Source organism: Arthrobacter sp. CJ23 (assembly GCF_024741795.1).
Lineage (GTDB): Bacteria > Actinomycetota > Actinomycetes > Actinomycetales > Micrococcaceae > Arthrobacter.
Window position 1 is genome coordinate 2,202,795 of the sequence record NZ_CP102950.1, and the last position, 16,480, is coordinate 2,219,274.

A 16,480-nucleotide genomic window follows, 5' to 3' on the forward strand; every position below is an offset into this window, starting at 1 on the left:
CAGGGTACGGGCCCCCTTGCCCGAAACGAAAGGACTCCACGCCCCGTGAGGGGCGTGGAGTCCTTTGGTGCGAAGCCTTGAGGGGTCAGCGGCGGATGGAACCGCCGTCGACCACCAGGGTCTGCCCGGTCACGAACGAGGCGCCAGGGGAGAGGAAGAAACGGGTGGGACCCACGAAGTCCTCCACCACTGCCGCCCGCTTGATGGCACGGGTGCTGATGTTCGCTTCCTCGCCGCCTGCCAGCTTGGCCGCCAGCGGGGTGATCACTAGCCCGGGGGCCACCACGTTCACGGTGATGTTCCGCTCACCCATCTCCGCGGCGAGGCTGCGCGAGAAGCCGATGATGCCGGCCTTGGACGCAGCGTAGGCTGCGGCGCCCGCGGGGGCCTTGAACACGGTGCCGGAGGAGAACAGTACGATCCGGCCGCCATCCTCCACGAGGTCGGCGACACCCTGGATGAAGTTCAGCGTGCCGTGCAGGTTAAGGATCAGCGCACGTTCCCACTCGGCTTTGGGCATGTCCATGAACGGACCGAAAACGCCGATGCCTGCACAGTGGACCAGCGAGTGGATGCTGGTGCGGCCCTGCGCCGCCAGGGCCGCGCGCACGTTGGCCGGGGCGTCACCGGCGACATCGCCGCTGACATAATTGACCCCGTCCAGCGGGTTGGCCGGTAGGGAACGGGAGACTGACGTGACGTCCCAGCCGTTTCTCAGATCCGCGGCCAGCGCCTCGCCGATGCCCGAGGAGCCGCCGCTGAGGACCAGTGCCGGGGAGGAGCCGCTTTCCGCCATTACTTGCCGCCTTCAATGGTCGATTCGAGGAAGGCGCCGATGACGTTCCAGGTTTCCTGTGGGTGGGTGATGTTCGGGCAGTGCTTATAAGGCAGGAGCACGGCGCGGGCGTTCGGGAGCTCGGCCTGGAGGTTCATGGCCCAGCCGCTTTCCAGCAGCGTGTCGCCGGTGCACTCCACGAGCAGGGCCGGGGTGGCCACGCCCTGCAGCGGTGCGGGGAACGGATCGGCCGGGCGCACGACCTTCAGTGCCTCGGGAACCGGCATGTGCGGTCCGCGCATGGCGGTGAAGTGTCCGGGCGCGGTGGCCCAGCGCATGCGCGCATCGAGCTGGGCTTCCTTGTCCTCGGAGGGGTCACACAGGATGTCGACGATTTCCTCGAGGCGTTCGCGGGTGCCGTCGAAGTCGCCGATCCTGGCCATGTCCGGGGCCTTCCACGGGCCGCCGGTGCCGTTGATTGTGGTGACCGAGGCAATCCGGTCCCGATAGCCCTCATCGGCCAGTGCACGCAGGCCGATCGAGCCGCCGAACGAGTTGCCGACGATGTGCACGGGCTCGGTGATGCCCAGGGAATCGAGCAGCGAGAAGAGGTGGCGGATGCGGAAGGCGAACGGAGAGACGTCCACGCGGATCGACTTGGCCGAGCCGCCGTAGCCGAGGAAGTCGGGGGCGATGACGCGGAACGTCTCCGCCGCGAGGGGAAGGACGTGGCTCCAGGTGACGTCGGAGCTGCCGCCCCAGGCACCGTCGTGCAGGAACACGACGGGAACCCCGTCGTCGGGGCCTCCCGAAAGGAAACGGGTTTCCAGGTTGGCGACGAGCGCGGTCGTCTCGGTGATCAAGGGTGTCTCGGTGAGCAAAGCAGCCTCCGTTGGAAAGGATCGGATGGTGGAAGTCATGGGGAGTCAGCCGAGTTTGTAGTCTTCGGCGCGCACGCGGCTGGTGCGTTCGAAGTACTCGCGGGCAGGCAGCGGCCACATGATGGTGGAGCGGCCCTCGGCGTTCATGTACCAGGAGTGGGTCTTGGACCAGCCCCAGGTGCGCTTGGCACTTTCGGTGGTGATTTGCTTGTCATACACGGCGAACACGTCATCGCGCAGGGCGAGGGAGCGGTGTCCGCCGGTGGCCAGCGTCTTGACGGCGTCGATGATGTAGTTGGCCTGGCATTCGAGGAAGAAGACCAGATTGCCGTGCACCACCGTGTTGGTGTTGGGGCCGTACATGCAGAAGAAGTTCGGGTAGCCGGGAAGCGTCACGCCCAGATAGGCGCTGGCGTCGATGCCCCAGGTCTGATGCAGGTCCTTGCCGTCGATGCCCGCCACGGACATGGGCAGCAGGAAGTCGGAGGCCTTGAATCCGGTGCCGAGCAGGATGATGTCGGCCGGGACGTGCTCGTCGCCGAGCCACACACCGTCCTTGTCGATGCGGTTCACGCCCTGGCTGACCAGGCGTACGTTGTCCCGCTTGAGTGTCTTCACCCAGGTGCCGTCGTCGCAGATGATGCGCTTGGCCGCCGGCGGGTAGTTGGGAATGATCTGCTGGCGCAGTTCGTCATCGTCCCCGGCCTGCTCCTCCAGATAGGCGGTCAGCTCCTGGCGCAGCGCCTCGTTGGCGGCAGAGACCGAGAGCTCCGTCGGCGGGAAATCAGGGTCCACCGTGGCGGCCGGCAGGTTGCCGATCAAGCGCGGCAGGAAGATGGAGAAGCGGTAGTAGGCCCGGTACTGGTTCAGGTTGATCAGCAGCCAGCGTTCGCCGCTTTCGATTTCCTGGCGCAGCACGGGCGTGGGGCGCAGCCAGGGGGCGCTGCGCTGGAAGATGGTGACCTGCTCGGCGACCTTCGCGACGGCGGGTGCGAACTGAAGGGCGCTGGCGCCGGTGCCGATGACCACCACGCGCTTGTTGGCGAAGTCGATCCCGTGGTCCCACTGCGCGGAGTGCACCACCGGGCCGTTGAAGCTATCCAAGCCCGGGAGGTTGGGGATCGAAGGACGGTTGAGCTGGCCCACGGCACTGACCACGATGTTGGATTCGATGGTTTCCCCGACGCCCTGGGCGGTCTTGGTTTCAAGGGACCAGGTTCCGGTTTCCTGATCCCAGCGGGTGGCTGTGACCTCGGTGCCGAAGACCATGTGCTCGAGCAGGCCGTTGTCGGAAGCGAACTGGTGCAGGTAGCCGTGGATCCTGTCCTGGCGGCCGTAGTGGGTCTCCCAGTCGTGCTGTACGAAGGAGTACGTGTAGATGTGGCTGCGGACGTCCGTGCGGCAGTCGGGGTAGGTGTTTTCCCACCAGGTACCGCCGACTCCGACGCTCTTCTCGATGATCTTGAACGGAACGCCGGCCTGCTTCAGCCGGAGGCCGGCCAACAGGCCGGAGAACCCTGCACCGATCACCACCGCATTCAAGGCGCTGTCCGGGGCAACCGAGTCCAGTGTCCAGTCCGGCCGGCGCGGGTCCACCTTGTTGGGGGTGAACGCGACCTGGGCCATGACCTGGGCGTCCTCGTTCTCCCCACCCATCAGCCAGGTGACGATCTTCCGGCGCATCGGCTCGCCAGGGACCGCTGCCCAGTCGTTCTGGGTGGCCAGGAAAGGTGCGAGCAGTTCGAAGCAACGAGAGCGGGCTTCCGCCTCGGTTTCCGGATCCAGGCCGCTGAGCGGAAGCGTCTTCAGGTTCGGCCGCCATTCATCGCGCAGCACCGAGGCGTCTCCTGTGACGTGGGCCGTGAGCATGACCAGCGCCGGCACCTGGGCAGATGCGAGGTGGGCGGCGAGTCCTTCTTCGGTGACCTGCGTCGAGTTGCGTTCCAGGGTCTTGTTCATTTCTTCTCCGTAAGGCAGTTGTCAAAAAGGACGGCGGGCTCGTTGGCCGTTAGCGTGTCCAGCAGTCCAGGCTGTCGAGGAACGGCCGCACCGTTGCGGCGACCTCCTGCGGGTTCTCGAAGGCGAGCAGATGTCCGCCCTTCGCAAAGCGCAACTCGGCACCTCTGATTGAGGTGGCGAGCTGTTCGATCACCGCACCGGGGATGCTCTGGTCGTCATCGCCGCCGATGACCAGGGTTGGCGGCGGCGAGTCCGTATGGAATTCGCCTACCTGGGTCATGGCTTCGAAAAACTCGGCGATGGTGTTGCCGCCTGCCCCGAGGAACTGTGCGCGGGCCTGCCGCACCAGCGGGTCAGCGGCGTTCCCCGAACCTTCGCCGAACCAGCGGTGCATGGTCATTTCTTCGGCCTGTTCAAGCCCGTTCGGGGCCCGGACCTCGGCAGCGCGTGCCAGGGTTCCGCGGGTCGCTGCTTCGTCGTAGGCCCCCCGCGTTGCCACCAGGATCTGTGCGTCGACGCGGTGGGGGAAGCTGCCGGTGACGGCCTGGGCCACCATGCCGCCCAGCGAGATGCCCAGGATGACCGAGCTCTCGACGCTTTCGGCGTCCCACATGGCGGCGATGTCCTGTGCAACGAGTCCCAGCGTGGGGGCGGATTCTCCGCGCGCGCTTTCGCCATGTCCGCGGAAGTCCGGTGCGAGCAGCCGATAATCGCCGCCAAGCGCCTCGGCCAAGGGTGCATACCACGATCCGTCCAACGCCAAGGAGTGCAGGCAGGTGATCAGGCGCGGGCCGTTGCCGTGCTGGCGATAGGCCACCGAAGTGCCATCGGCACCCGCTACCTTCTGCAGGGTCTCAGCCATGCTGGTTTTCCTCCCTGATGCGCTGTTCGGCGAGTTCGACTTCGCTCCGAAGGCGATCGGACATGTCGTGGAAATAGGACTTGAACAGATCGGAGTCCCGGCGCATCTCCTGGCGTCGCGGCCGTTCGAGCTCGATCTTCATGTCCACCACCATGCGGCCCGGCCGGCTGGCCATCAGGATAACGCGGTCGCTGAGGAGGATGGCTTCCTCGAGGTCGTGCGTAACGAATATGACCGTGGGCCGCTCAGCTTCCCAGAGCTGGGTGAACTCCTCCTGCTGGATCGCGCGGGTCTGTGCATCAAGGGCTGCGAACGGCTCGTCCATCAGCAGGACCTTGGGGTTCTGCACCAGGGTGCGTGCGATGGCAACGCGCTGCCGCATGCCTTGGGAGAGGTGCAGGACATCGGAGTCGGCAAACTCGTGCAGGCGGACGCGGCGGAGCCAGGCCTCGGCGCGTTCGCGCCGCTCTTCCTTGGGCACTCCGCGGATTTCCATCCCGAGCTCGACGTTGCTGCGGACCCGGCGCCAGGGAAGAAGGGCGTCGCGGGCGAAGAGGAAAGCGGCGTCGTTGCTTCCGGGGCGCACATCGTGGCCATCGATGCGGACCGTGCCGCTGCGGGGCTTCAAGAGGTTGCCCACCATGCCGAGAGCCGTCGTCTTGCCGCAGCCCGACGGGCCCACAATGCTGACGAACTCGGAAGGCTCGATCCGCAGGTTGAAGTTGTCCAAGACCCGTACCGGCCGGTTGCCGTGCAGGAAGCTGTGGTTCACATTCTCGAACTCGACAGAAACACCTTTGGCTGCAGTGGGCTGCGCTGCCCTTGCAGTCACGAGAGTCTCACTATCGCCGGTTGAGCGGAGGGTTGAATTGGGCATTGTCGCTCCAGTCGTTATTTGCGGGGCCGACCCGGTTGGCAGTCTTCGTTGGCTGACGTTGTGCTGAGCCGGCACCAAGGATGATCACGCTGGAACAGCAATGAACACGAGGAAACCGGAAGGCTGATCCTGTGGTGCACGTCACCCACTGGTCCATGAATCGTTGAACACCTCGGCAAAAGAGTCAACCAAGACAGGCCTGATCCATGGCTATCGCCTCGATAGCGATTAGGACATTGCTCCCGGTCACGAATGGAAGGAAGCTTTCTCAAACGCACCATTGCCACGAGGGCCCGCCATGCGGGAGATCAGCCGCACGCACAGTTGCGCGCATCAACCAGGAGGACGTCAGATGACGAACACAGCCACCAACACCCGCAAGAAGTCGGGCCAGACCATATTCGATTTCACCGGCCAGGTCGTCATTGTGACGGGCGCTTCCGGCGGCATCGGCTCGGCGCTTGCCGACAAGTTCGCCCAGGCCGGCGCCGATCTGGTCCTGCACGGACGCAAGGCCGAGGCACTCGAAGCGAAGGCCGGGCAGATCCGCGAACTCGGACGCAAGGCCATCGTGGTCACCGGCAACATCAAGGAACCAGAGACCGCCGATGCGCTGGTCCGCGCCGCCCTTGAGGAGTTCGGCCGCATCGATGTCCTCATCAACAACGCCGGCGGCAACTTCGCTGCACGCCTCGAGGACCTGTCCGCCAACGCCTGGAACGCGACGATCGGCACCAACCTCAGCGGCGCCTTCCACGTCTCCGTCGCCTGCCTTCCCGTCTTCGAGAAGCAGGGTGGCGGAAACATCATCAACGTTGGCTCGGGCTCGGCGAACTATGCCCACCCGATGCGGGGCGCCTATGCCGCCGCCAAGGCGGGGCTAGCCTCGTTGACCAAGACCATGTCCTGGGAATGGGCCGACCGCGGCGTGCGCGCCAACTGCGTCGAGCCGGGCGCCACCCTGACCCCGTCCTCGCGCTTCGCCAACGCGGACGTCGAGAAGTCCTTCGGTGAGTTCCTGGCCCTGGGCCGTGTGGGCCTGCCGGAGGAAGTCGCGGACGCCTGCCTGTACCTGTGTTCCGACGCCTCCAGCTTCATCACCGGAACGGTCCTGCAGGTCACCGGCGGACCGCACACCTCTTCGCCGTTGGATTCAAAGCTCGTCCGGGCACCGCGCAATGCGTGATTCATCCAGCACTACCGAAGACCGCAACGGAAGGGTTTGACATGGCAACGATCGCCAAGGCGGACACTCTGCTCGCCTCCGCAGGCTCGCCGGCCTACAACGACAACACGATCCTCGCGGAACGTCGCCGATCAAAGATCAAGCGGGAGCTGACCGTCTGGGCCCTGAGGATCGGTGCGCTCGCCGTCTTCGTCTTCAGCTGGTCCTTTGTGACGGGTCAGGGGATCATGGATCCGACGCTGGTTTCCACTCCGGGGGAGGTCGGGACCTCCTTCGTCAAGCAATTGGGGGATGGGACCTTCTGGGTTGATGTGACCGCGACCTTTAGCGGCGCCATGGCCGGCTTGGTCTCCGGTGCGGCCCTCGGCATCCTGGCCGGCGTCATCTTCGCCCGCGTCGAGGTTCTGCATGTCGCGGCCAGGCCCTTCCTGACCCTGATGAACAGCCTTCCGCGCCCGGCATTGGCGCCGATCTTCATCCTCTGGTTCGGTCTGGGGTTCGGCCCGAAGGCCCTCGTTGCCTTCAGCGTCGTGTTCTTCGTGCTGATGACCAGCACGATGGGTGCCTTGCAGAGCATTGACCACGACATCAAGCAGCTGACCCAGTCGCTGGGTATGACGCGCAAGCAGCGCTTCTTCAAGATCGAACTGCCGTCGGCGCTGCCGTCCATCGTTGGCGGCCTGCGGCTTGGTGCGGTGTACTCGGTGCTCGGTGCAGTGGTCTCGGAAATGGTCGGCGCGTACACCGGCCTGGGCCAGCGGCTGGTGGTGGTGACCAACAACTTCCAGGTTTCGGAGACCTTTGCCATCCTGCTCGCCATGGGCCTGCTCTCGATGGTCCTGGACCTTTCCATCTCGGTCCTGCAGAAGCTCGTGACGAAGTGGACGCGGTAGCGGGACCTCGGCTCGGCAACAACCAAATGTAGGGCGGCATCGGCCGGGGCACGCATTGGCGCTGCCCTGGCCGGCGTCGGTTAACCGGTACTCCGAACCTGGCAGTTCAAACGCCAATGTGACTGTCGAGTCCCCTCGCAAGGGAACGCGATCAGAGTAACGTGGGCCACCAGCGGTCTTTGGCCGCAATGGAACAAGAAAGGGCACCATGAGATTTGCGCAGTTGCGCTACCTGGAGGCGGCGCTTCGAACCGGTTCGTTCCGGCAAGCCGCCAAGGAACTTGATATCTCGCAGCCGACCATCACCAACCAAGTGCAGCGGCTCGAAGAGGATTTGGGCGTCATACTGGTGACCCGCGGCGCCAAGGGGGTCCGGCCGACCTATGCGGCAGACAGGATCCTGCCGCACGTCGTCGCAGCGGTCCAGGCCGAGAAAATGCTGCGCGCCGAAGCCAGCGCCATCGGCGGCCTGAAACTGGGAACCGTGCGGCTCGGCACGGTGCCTGCTGGATCACAGACCATCCTTCCCCGGACGGTTAAACGACTCTTGACCGAATTTCCCAACGTACGTTTCGAGGTTGACGAGGGCCCGTCCAAGCAGGTGGTCCGCGGCGTCCTCAGCGGCCACCTCGACGTTGGCCTGGTGACCCGCCTGCCCGGCATCGAATTGACCCCGGCCGAAGACGCCTTGCTGCACCACATCGACCTGATCCAGGGCAGGCTGGTGCTGGCGGTCCCGGAGGGCCACCGGCTCGCCGAGAAGGATGACTTCGAGCCGTCCGACCTGGAGGGGGAGCCGCTGATCTTCCCCGCGGAGTCAAGCATCCTGCGTGTGGCGTGGGAACGGCTGCTTGAGGGCGTCGAGGCGAGGATCGTCTACACCACCCCCAACGCGGAGGCCTCCCAAGCCATGGTGCGCGCCGGAGTCGGCATCTGCATGGCGAACACGCTCCTCGATTCGACCGTGAGCGGGAACGGTGTGTCGCTCGTTCCGCTTCCCTTCGAGTGGGCCCATGCCAGCACCTCGGCCATCGTCAGGAAGGACGAAGCCAGGTCCTCGGCCGTCCAGGCATTCCTGCGCCTCCTGCGCGAAGCCGCCAAGACCTTCTAGCCGCCGGGGCCGCCCCGAAAAGGGCGGCTTTTCAATGGGCGGTGATGCCGCCGTCGTCGGGGCCATTTCGTGTGCCCCCACGACGGCGGCTGACGCCTTCTGCGGTACCCCTCACCCCTGCTTTTGCCCTGCCGCCGCGCCCTGTGGACAACCTCCGATAGCGCAGTGGTATCACCCTGCCAGCGCTGGCGGCCTTCCCAGGGGTCGGGTTCACTCACGAGACTGAAATCACGCCGGGCGACCGCTTGCCGCCCGGATCCGACGTCCAGTGAGGTGCCCCCAGTTGTTAGTTGAGACAGCCCAGACGAGTAGCCCCGACACCATCGTCGAGTTCATCGCCCAGGCCAAGAACAGAGAATCGGCCATGTTCACCGAAGCCGAAGGGAAATCCCTGCTTTCGGCCTTCGGGATCGACACCCCCCAGGGTGTTGAGATCGAAGTTGGCCAGGAACTTCCTGGCCACCTTCGCGAACCCCTGGTCGTCAAGGCGATCTCGACGACGCTCGTGCACAAGTCCGACGCCGGCGGGGTCCGGGTCGGAGTAACCCGCCCCGAGCTCGACGACGTCGCACTGCAGATGCGCGGGAGCCTGGCCGCCTTCGGGCACGAACTCGATGGCCTGCTCGTCGAGGAAATGGTGCCCGCAGGCCACGAAATCATCGTTGGTGCGGTCCGTGCACCTGGACTGGGCTGGACCGTCATGGTCGGCCTCGGCGGCGTTCTCGTGGAGGTCTTCGAAGACGTTGCGTTCGGCCTGGCGCCCCTTTCCGAAACCCAGATCCTTGACATGCTGCAGGAGCTGCGCGGCATGAAAGTGCTCAACGGCGCACGCGGCGGCGTGAAGGCCGACATCCCGGCGCTCGTTACCCTGATCTCCCGCCTCGCCGGCCCCGGAGGCCTGCTGGCCTCGCTGCCAGCGGACGTGGTCGAAATCGACCTGAACCCGATCATCGTCTCCGACACCCGCGCCGTGGCAGTCGACGCACGCTTCGTCGTCGGCGGCTCCGAAGCCGCTGAAACGGAAGGTTCCGCAGCAGGCAACGCCGAGGCCACCGACTTCTCCCCGCTCTTCCACCCCCGCCGCATCGCGGTGCTCGGTGCCAGCGGCAAGCGCCCCAACCTCGCCAACCGGTTCATCCGCAACCTCCGCGCCGGCGGCTTCGACGGCGTCATCGTCCCGGTCCATCCGGCCGCCGACGAGATCGAGGGCCTGCCCACCGTCGCCTCGCTCGCCGACGTGGATGAATCCATTGACTACGCCTTCGTGGCACTGCCCGGGGCGCGCGTCGCCGAAGCCCTGGGCCAGGGCGCGGGCAAAGTGCGTTTCGCCCAGGTCGTTTCCAGCGGTTTCGGTGAGGTCGAAGAAGGCAAGGAACTTGAAGCCACGCTCGTCGCAACGGTGCGCGAGGCCGGCATCCGCCTGATCGGCCCGAACTGCCTCGGCACCCACGCCTCGGCAGGAAAGCTTTCCTTCGTCCCGGAGGCCCCGCTGACCCCGGGAACCACGGCAGTGGTCTCCCAGAGCGGCGGGCTGAGCGTGGACATCCTGCGCGTCGGCGCCGCCAGCGGCATCGACTTCCACTCGGTGGTCAGCATCGGCAACAGCGCCGATGTCAGCGCCGCCGAACTCGTCTCATCCCACCTGGGCAACGACGAGGTCAACGTCATCGGCCTGTACCTGGAATCCCTCAGCATTGCCCGCGAGGTCCTGGACGTGCTCGACGCGGCCGAAACCCGCAAGCCCGTAGTGCTGCTTGCGGGCGGACGCACCAGCGGCGGCTCCCGCGCCGCCACCAGCCACACCGGCGCCCTGGCGGGCAACCACCGCCTGTGGCCGGCCATGGCCCGGCAGGCCGGAATCACCCTGGTCGATTCGCTCGCCGACTTCGCAACCGCGCTTCACGCACTCTCGACCGTTGACCTCAGCGTCAAGCCGAACGGCAACGAGGCCGTCCTCTTCGGCAACGGCGGCGGGGCCAGCGTGCTCGGCGCCGACGCACTGGACCGCCAGGGCATCTCCACCCGGCCGCTGCCGGAATCGGTCATCGCCGAACTGGAATCCCTTGAGGTTCCGCCGGGCAACGGCTTCCACAACCCGATCGACGTTCCGGCCGGAACACTGGCCGTCAAGAGCGGCGGCGTTGCAGCGGACATCCTCAAGGTCGTCCTGGCAGGCAGCGAACCCGCGGTGCTCATCACTCACCTGAACGTGGGCATCATCCAGCGCAACCTCGGGGCCACCCACGGCGACGTGACCGGAACCATCATCGACTCGATCGCCGCGGCCCGCGACGAATCACAGTCGAACACCCACCAGCTCCTGGTGCTGAAGTCCGACGGCAGCGAGGGAACCGGCGACATGATCGCGGGCTACGCCCGGCGCGCACGCCGGATCGGCATCCCGGTCTTCGGGGCCTTCGAAGACGCGGCACTGGCCTCACGGGCAGTGCTTGAACAGAGCAAGCAGATCCACCAGGCGTCGCTCGGCGCAGACGGAAGGCAGTAGAGATGACAACCGAAGCAATCAAGACCGACGTGGTCGAGATCGAGGAAGCCAAGCTGACCCGCGAGCAGGAGCACGAGAAGAAGCGTGCAGCGGCGCTGGCCATGGGCGGCAGCAGGAAGCTTGAGGCCCGCGCGGCCAAGGGCGAACTTAACGCACGCGAGCGCATCGCGCTGCTGCTGGACCCGGGGACGTTCCGCGAAAGCGGGCTGTTCGTGACCTCGGCCGTTCCGGCGGACCGCGACAAGACCCCTGCCGACGGCAAGATCACCGGCACGGGCGAGGTTGACGGCCGACGCGCGAGCGTTGTCGCCTACGACTTCACCGTCAAGGGATCATCCTCTTCGCCGATCAGCAACAAGAAGATGGCCCATTTCAAGGAGCTGGTGGTCAAGACCGGCCAGCCGCTGGTTTACCTCTCGGAATCCACCGGCGTCCGCATGCCCGACGCCATGGGCGGCACCGGCATGGGCAGCGCCAGCGGCAAGACCCGGTTCCTGCGCCAGCGTGAAAGCCCGTGGGTCTCCGCGGCCTTCGGCTACTGCTTCGGTTCGGCCGCCTGGCACACCATGGCTTCCGACTTCGCGGTCTTCCGCAAGGGGGCTGTGCTCGCTGTGTCCAGCCCCAACTTGGTGGCACGCGCCACCGGCCAGCAGGTGGACGCCCAGGACCTCGGCGGCTGGAAGATGCACGCCGAGGTCACCGGCTTCGCCGATGCCGTTGCCGACACCGACGAGGAAGCGATCGAACTGATCCGCCGCTTCCTCTCCTACCTGCCCTCGCACAATGGCGAGACCCCGCCGCTCGCGCCGGTTCCCCACGGATCCGGCGAGCGTGCGGAGGAGATCAAGTCGATCGTCCCCGAGTCCCGCACCCAGACCTACGACGTGCGCAAGGTCATCGACATCGTCGCCGACACCGGCTCCGTCTTCCCGATCAAGGCCCGCTACGGCAAGTCGCTGGTGACTTCGCTGGCCCGCATCGGCGGCCAGTCCGTCGGCATCATCGCCAACAACCCGATGTTCAAGGGCGGCGCGCTGGACGGGGCCGCCTGCGACAAGGCGACCAGTTTCCTGGTCCTGTGCGACTCCTACAACATCCCGATCATCCACCTCGTTGACCAGCCGGGCTTCCTGATCGGCCTCGAGGCCGAGCGAAGCAAGGTTGCCGGCAAGATCATCAACTGGATGAACGCCCTTTCACTGGTCACCGTGCCGAAGATCGCTGTCACCATGCGCAAGAACTACGGCCAGGCCCTGATCAACATGGGTGGCGGCGGCACCGCCGACGCCACCGCCGGTTGGTGGTCTTCCGAGGTCAGCTTCATGGATCCGACCTCGGCTGTCTCCGTGGTCCACGGCATCACCCCCGAAAGCGACCCCGAGATGTACGAGCTGCGCCTCGCGGAGATGAACAAAGGCACCACCGCCTATGACGTGGCCCAGGTCTTCGGCTTCGAGCAGGTCATCGATCCGTCGGAAACGCGCGAGTTCATCCTCGGTGCCTTGAAGGACCACTACCGGGCCCGGAGCAACGGCGTGGGCGAACACCTGCTGCGCACCTGGCCGACGAGCTTCTAAGGAGAGACCACCGTGAATGCATTTCCGGAAAGCCTGCTGATCGCCAACCGCGGCGAAATCGCACGGCGCATCATCAAGACGGCAAACCGCCTCGGTGTCCGCACCGTCGCCGTCTACCACAAGGTCGATGCAGGCCTGCCGTACGTCTCCGAGGCCTCCGTGGCCATCGAACTCAAGGGCGACGTGCCGGTGCAGTCCTACCTTGACCGCGCTCAGATCATCGCGATCGCCAAGGAAGCAGGCGCCACCGCCATCCACCCAGGCTACGGGTTCCTGGCCGAAAACGCCGGGTTCGCCCGCGAGGTCGCCGACGCCGGCCTGACCTGGGTAGGCCCCTCGGCCGACGTCATTGACGTCATGGGCGACAAGGTCGAGTCCCGCCGCGCCGTCGCGGCTGCAGGCGTGCCGATCAGCGGCGACGCAGGCGCAGCCCTGAAGACCGGCGATGAGGCCGTCGAGGAAGCGGAACGCGTCGGCTACCCGGTCATGGTCAAGGCCTCCGCCGGCGGCGGCGGCATCGGCATGGCCGTGGCCCACGGCGCCGACGAGCTGCGCAAGGCCTTCGAGAACACCAAGTCGATGTCCGAGCGCAGCTTCGGATCCGACCGCGTCTTCGTGGAGCGCTTCGTCGAGTCCGCACGCCACGTGGAGATCCAGGTCCTGGGCCTGGACGACGGCACCATCGTGGCCCTGGGGGAGCGCGACTGCTCCACGCAGCGCCGTCACCAGAAGCTGATCGAGGAATCCCCGGCGCCGTACCTGGCCCCGGAGACCCGCGCACGGCTCATCGAATCGGCCATCGCGGCCGCAGGCTCGGTCGGCTACCGCAACGCGGGCACCGTCGAGTTCCTGCTCGACACCCGCACCGGCGACTTCGTCTTCCTCGAGATGAACACCCGTATCCAGGTCGAGCACCCCATCACCGAGCTCACCCACGGCATCGACCTGATCGAGCAGCAGCTGAGCATCGCCGCCTCCGGCACCACCACGGCGGACTTCAACCCGGTGTTCCGTGGACACGCGATCGAACTGCGCATCTGCGCCGAGGACCCGAAGAAGTTCTTCCCGCGCCCCGGCCCGATCGACGGCTGGACCGAACCACGCGGCGAGGGAATCCGCGTGGATTCCGGCTACGCGGCCGGGACCGAGGTTACCCCGCACTTCGACTCGCTGATCGCCAAGGTCTGCGCGTACGGGGAAACCCGCGAGGAAGCACTGGCACGGGCCATCAAGGCCTGCGAGGAGTTCGAGATCGAGGGACTGGTCACCAACCAGCCCTTCCTCGAGGAGATCCTCTCCGACGAAGAATTCACTGATGGACGCTACGACACCGGACTGGTGGAGCGAATCCAGCAACGACTCAAAGAACAGGCCAAGCTGGCCAAAAGGAGTGCATGAAGATGGCAGAGACAATTCAGGCAGACATGGGCGCCAACGTGTGGAAGATCCTCGTTGCGCCGGGTGACCGCGTGGAGGAAGACGACGTCTTCATGATCCTCGAAGCCATGAAGATGGAAATTCCGGTCACGGCCGAGGACTCCGGCACCGTACTGGAAGTCCACGTGGCCGAAGGCGACGTGGTTGCCCCCGGTCAGCCGCTCATCAAGTTCGAGGCGGAGTAGGACATGCCCATCCCCAGCACTTTGAAGGCGTGGTCGGTCACCGAACTTGGTGAACCGGTGGACGCCCTCCAGCTTGTCGAACGGCCGGTGCCCGAAGCGGGAGAAGGCCAGGTAGTGGTGCGCGTGCTCGCCTCCGCCGCCAACTTCCCTGACGTGCTGATGTGCCGCGGCGTGTACCAGGTCAGGCCGGAGCTGCCCTTCACTCCCGGCCGCGAGGTCTGCGCCGAGGTTGTCGCCACCGGTCCGGGCGTCACCCGTGCCGTAGTGGGCGGCAGGGTGCTGGGCCTGACCACACTTCCGCATGGTGGTTTCGCTGAGTACGCGCTGATGGACCAGGACAAGGTGCACCAGGCGCCGGCCTCGCTCGATGACGCGCAGGCAGCCAGCCTGTTCATCGGCTACCAGACCGGCTGGTTCGGGCTGCACCGGCTGGCCCGGATCCAGCCCGGCGAGACGCTGCTGGTGCACGCCGCCGCCGGCGGCGTGGGCAGTGCCGCCATCCAGCTCGGCAAGGCCGCCGGGGCAACCGTCATCGGCGTCGTCGGCGGCGAAGCCAAGGCCGAGTACGCCAGGAAGCTCGGCGCGGACCTGGTCATCGACCGCCGCAGGGACGACTTCGTGGAGCAGGTCAAGATCTTCACCGGCGGCAAGGGCGCGGACGTCATCTACGACCCGGTCGGCGGGGAGACCTACCAGCGCTCCACAAAGTGCATCGCGTTCGAAGGCCGGATCATTGTGGTCGGTTTCGCCGGCGGGGAAATCCAGTCCGCCTCCCTGAACCACGCACTGGTGAAGAACTATTCCATCATCGGCATCCACTGGGGCCTCTACAACACCAAGAACCCTGCGGCTGTCGATGAATGCCACCGTGAACTGAGCAAGCTGGCGGACTCGGGTGCCATCGATCCTTTCGTCAGTGAGAGATTCACCCTGGACGGCGTGCCCTCGGCGCTTCAGCGGCTCGCAGACGGAAAGACCGTTGGCCGGGTCGTCATGGAACACGCCGGGGCCGGGCAGTAGGAAGCAGCAGGAATCTGCATCATTTCCGGCACGTGGCACAGCCAAGTACGCCAGGCATGAATCAACTACAAAGGAGTAGCAATGTTTGAGTCACAGAAAGGCGGATCGCCCTTCGGGAATCTGCTGGCATTGGATGGCGGAGTCTCCAGACGTTCGCTGTTGCAGTTCTTCGGCGTTGGCGCGGCGGCGATTGGTTCGGCGTCCTTGCTGACCGGCTGTGGGAGCGACGGCAACGCAGCCGCCGCCGGCCAGCCGCAGAAGCTCGCCATTGCTGCCTTCCCGGGCGACGCCTATTTCCTTGATGCGATCAACCTTGCCAACAAGGACTACGACAAGCACAAGCTCGAGGTCCCCAAGCACCTCAGCCCGCAAAGCGGCGTCCAGGCGTACCAGCTGCTGGTTGCCGGCGCCGTCGATGCCTACGCATCGGACACGCTGCTGCTGATGGCAACCCACGCGAACAGCTCGAGGGGCAAGCGCCCGCTGCTGCTCGGGTTCCGGACGCTCGAGACAACGTACGGGATCGTCGGCAGCAAGGACCACAGCTGGCCAGGGGCCGACACGAGCTTCGAAGAGAAGATCAGGTCCCTGAAGGGCAAGCGCATCGGCGTCTCAAGCGTCGGTTCAGGCGGCGACCTGCAGTTGAAACTTGCCCTTGAACTGGCAGGCATGCAGTACAGCGACGTGACGGCACTTGCCGTGGGCCCCACCGCCCAGGCGATTCCCAACTTGAATGCCGGCCGAGTCGATGCCTATGTCACGGTCCAATGGACTGCAACGCGATTCGTCGCCCAGGAGACCGGCGGGACGATCCTGATCGACTTCGCCGAGGCGAGTGTGCCCGAGCTGATGCGGAACCAGGCCGTGGTTGCGATGGGCGTCCGCGAGGACATGGTGCAGCAGCACCCGGAGATCGTCAAGAACTGGCTGGCTGCCCAGGACGATGCCAGCAAGTGGATCATCGGAAACAAGAAGGCTGCGGCCGATCTGCTGAACACCACCGGCCTCGGCGGCAAGGCACCCGAAATCGCCGCAGCCTACGTGGAGCACTATGCGAACCAGATGGCCCCCAACCTCAAGCCGATGTTCAAGGCAACGAAGGAGACCGTGGACCACATGGCCGAACTCGCCCTGCGCTTTGGAAGCGTCAAGGACGGCGACATCAGCTATGAGGCGCTCGTCCCGGAGTTCGCCCGGGCATGAGTGACGCA

Annotated in this window: 14 protein-coding genes; 9 read left to right on the forward strand and 5 right to left on the reverse strand. The window is 65.8% G+C overall.

All coding sequences use genetic code 11. From position 1 onward, the window contains the following. Positions 1-85: 85 nt before the first annotated feature. From NVV90_RS09700 to NVV90_RS09720, 5 genes are read right to left on the reverse strand one after another with little or no spacing between them, the layout of a single operon-like run. The gene (locus NVV90_RS09700) at positions 86-796 is read right to left on the reverse strand and encodes an SDR family NAD(P)-dependent oxidoreductase (protein WP_258440932.1); all 711 of its coding nucleotides are present in this window, start codon (positions 794-796) and stop codon (positions 86-88) included. Next, the gene (locus tag NVV90_RS09705; protein ID WP_258440933.1) at positions 796-1,656 is read right to left on the reverse strand and encodes an alpha/beta fold hydrolase; all 861 of its coding nucleotides are present in this window, start codon (positions 1,654-1,656) and stop codon (positions 796-798) included. The genes NVV90_RS09700 and NVV90_RS09705 overlap by 1 nt, the downstream gene beginning before the upstream one ends. A 45-nt stretch (positions 1,657-1,701) precedes the next feature. Continuing rightward, the gene (locus tag NVV90_RS09710; RefSeq protein WP_258440934.1) at positions 1,702-3,615 is read right to left on the reverse strand and encodes an NAD(P)/FAD-dependent oxidoreductase; all 1,914 of its coding nucleotides are present in this window, start codon (positions 3,613-3,615) and stop codon (positions 1,702-1,704) included. Positions 3,616-3,664: 49 nt separating this feature from the next. Continuing rightward, the gene (locus tag NVV90_RS09715; RefSeq protein WP_258440935.1) at positions 3,665-4,477 is read right to left on the reverse strand and encodes an alpha/beta fold hydrolase; all 813 of its coding nucleotides are present in this window, start codon (positions 4,475-4,477) and stop codon (positions 3,665-3,667) included. After that, entirely contained in the window at positions 4,470-5,309 is an 840-nt protein-coding gene (locus tag NVV90_RS09720) for an ABC transporter ATP-binding protein (protein ID WP_258440936.1), read from the reverse strand. Before NVV90_RS09720 ends, NVV90_RS09715 begins: the two co-directional genes overlap by 8 nt. A gap of 397 nt (positions 5,310-5,706) precedes the next feature. Here NVV90_RS09720 and NVV90_RS09725 point away from each other — a divergent pair, with 397 nt between their 5' ends. The 9 genes from NVV90_RS09725 (at position 5,707) to NVV90_RS09765 (ending at position 16,472) form a co-directional block, all read left to right on the forward strand. Beyond that, complete coding sequence (locus tag NVV90_RS09725; protein WP_258440937.1) at positions 5,707-6,540, forward strand: SDR family NAD(P)-dependent oxidoreductase; 834 nt, start codon at positions 5,707-5,709, stop codon at positions 6,538-6,540. Between the two features lie 41 nt (positions 6,541-6,581). After that, positions 6,582-7,433, forward strand: a complete 852-nt coding sequence (locus NVV90_RS09730; protein ID WP_258440938.1) for an ABC transporter permease — start codon at positions 6,582-6,584, stop codon at positions 7,431-7,433. A 208-nt stretch (positions 7,434-7,641) separates the two neighbouring features. After that, positions 7,642-8,544 carry a LysR family transcriptional regulator gene (locus NVV90_RS09735; RefSeq protein ID WP_258440939.1) on the forward strand — a complete coding sequence of 301 codons (903 nt, stop codon included), beginning with the start codon at positions 7,642-7,644 and terminating at the stop codon, positions 8,542-8,544. A 283-nt stretch (positions 8,545-8,827) separates the two neighbouring features. After that, positions 8,828-11,050 (forward strand): acetate--CoA ligase family protein, encoded by a 2,223-nt coding sequence (locus NVV90_RS09740; RefSeq protein WP_258440940.1) that lies wholly within the window; start codon positions 8,828-8,830, stop codon positions 11,048-11,050. 2 nt (positions 11,051-11,052) lie between these two features. Beyond that, the gene (locus NVV90_RS09745; protein WP_258440941.1) at positions 11,053-12,627 is read left to right on the forward strand and encodes an acyl-CoA carboxylase subunit beta; all 1,575 of its coding nucleotides are present in this window, start codon (positions 11,053-11,055) and stop codon (positions 12,625-12,627) included. Between the two features lie 12 nt (positions 12,628-12,639). Further along, on the forward strand, positions 12,640-14,025 hold the full coding sequence (locus NVV90_RS09750; RefSeq protein ID WP_258440942.1) for an acetyl/propionyl/methylcrotonyl-CoA carboxylase subunit alpha: 1,386 nt from the start codon (positions 12,640-12,642) through the stop codon (positions 14,023-14,025). A 2-nt stretch (positions 14,026-14,027) separates the two neighbouring features. After that, entirely contained in the window at positions 14,028-14,249 is a 222-nt protein-coding gene (locus NVV90_RS09755; protein WP_258440943.1) for a biotin/lipoyl-binding carrier protein, read from the forward strand. Positions 14,250-14,252: 3 nt separating this feature from the next. After that, on the forward strand, positions 14,253-15,269 hold the full coding sequence (locus tag NVV90_RS09760) for an NADPH:quinone oxidoreductase family protein (protein WP_258440944.1): 1,017 nt from the start codon (positions 14,253-14,255) through the stop codon (positions 15,267-15,269). Positions 15,270-15,350: 81 nt separating this feature from the next. Further along, on the forward strand, positions 15,351-16,472 hold the full coding sequence (locus NVV90_RS09765; protein ID WP_258440945.1) for an ABC transporter substrate-binding protein: 1,122 nt from the start codon (positions 15,351-15,353) through the stop codon (positions 16,470-16,472). The last annotated feature ends 8 nt before the right edge of the window (positions 16,473-16,480 follow it).

What these genes read in the sequence shown, in the direction of transcription:
- NVV90_RS09715 (WP_258440935.1), bottom strand. Translation starts at nt 4,477, where the DNA reads ATGGCTGAGACCCTGCAGAAGGTAGCGGGTGCCGATGGCACTTCGGTG.
- NVV90_RS09755 (WP_258440943.1), top strand. Translation starts at nt 14,028, where the DNA reads ATGGCAGAGACAATTCAGGCAGACATGGGCGCCAACGTGTGGAAGATC.
- NVV90_RS09730 (WP_258440938.1), top strand. Translation starts at nt 6,582, where the DNA reads ATGGCAACGATCGCCAAGGCGGACACTCTGCTCGCCTCCGCAGGCTCG.
- NVV90_RS09765 (WP_258440945.1), top strand. Translation starts at nt 15,351, where the DNA reads ATGTTTGAGTCACAGAAAGGCGGATCGCCCTTCGGGAATCTGCTGGCA.
- NVV90_RS09700 (WP_258440932.1), bottom strand. Translation starts at nt 796, where the DNA reads ATGGCGGAAAGCGGCTCCTCCCCGGCACTGGTCCTCAGCGGCGGCTCC.
- NVV90_RS09735 (WP_258440939.1), top strand. Translation starts at nt 7,642, where the DNA reads ATGAGATTTGCGCAGTTGCGCTACCTGGAGGCGGCGCTTCGAACCGGT.
- NVV90_RS09745 (WP_258440941.1), top strand. Translation starts at nt 11,053, where the DNA reads ATGACAACCGAAGCAATCAAGACCGACGTGGTCGAGATCGAGGAAGCC.
- NVV90_RS09760 (WP_258440944.1), top strand. Translation starts at nt 14,253, where the DNA reads ATGCCCATCCCCAGCACTTTGAAGGCGTGGTCGGTCACCGAACTTGGT.
- NVV90_RS09710 (WP_258440934.1), bottom strand. Translation starts at nt 3,615, where the DNA reads ATGAACAAGACCCTGGAACGCAACTCGACGCAGGTCACCGAAGAAGGA.
- NVV90_RS09725 (WP_258440937.1), top strand. Translation starts at nt 5,707, where the DNA reads ATGACGAACACAGCCACCAACACCCGCAAGAAGTCGGGCCAGACCATA.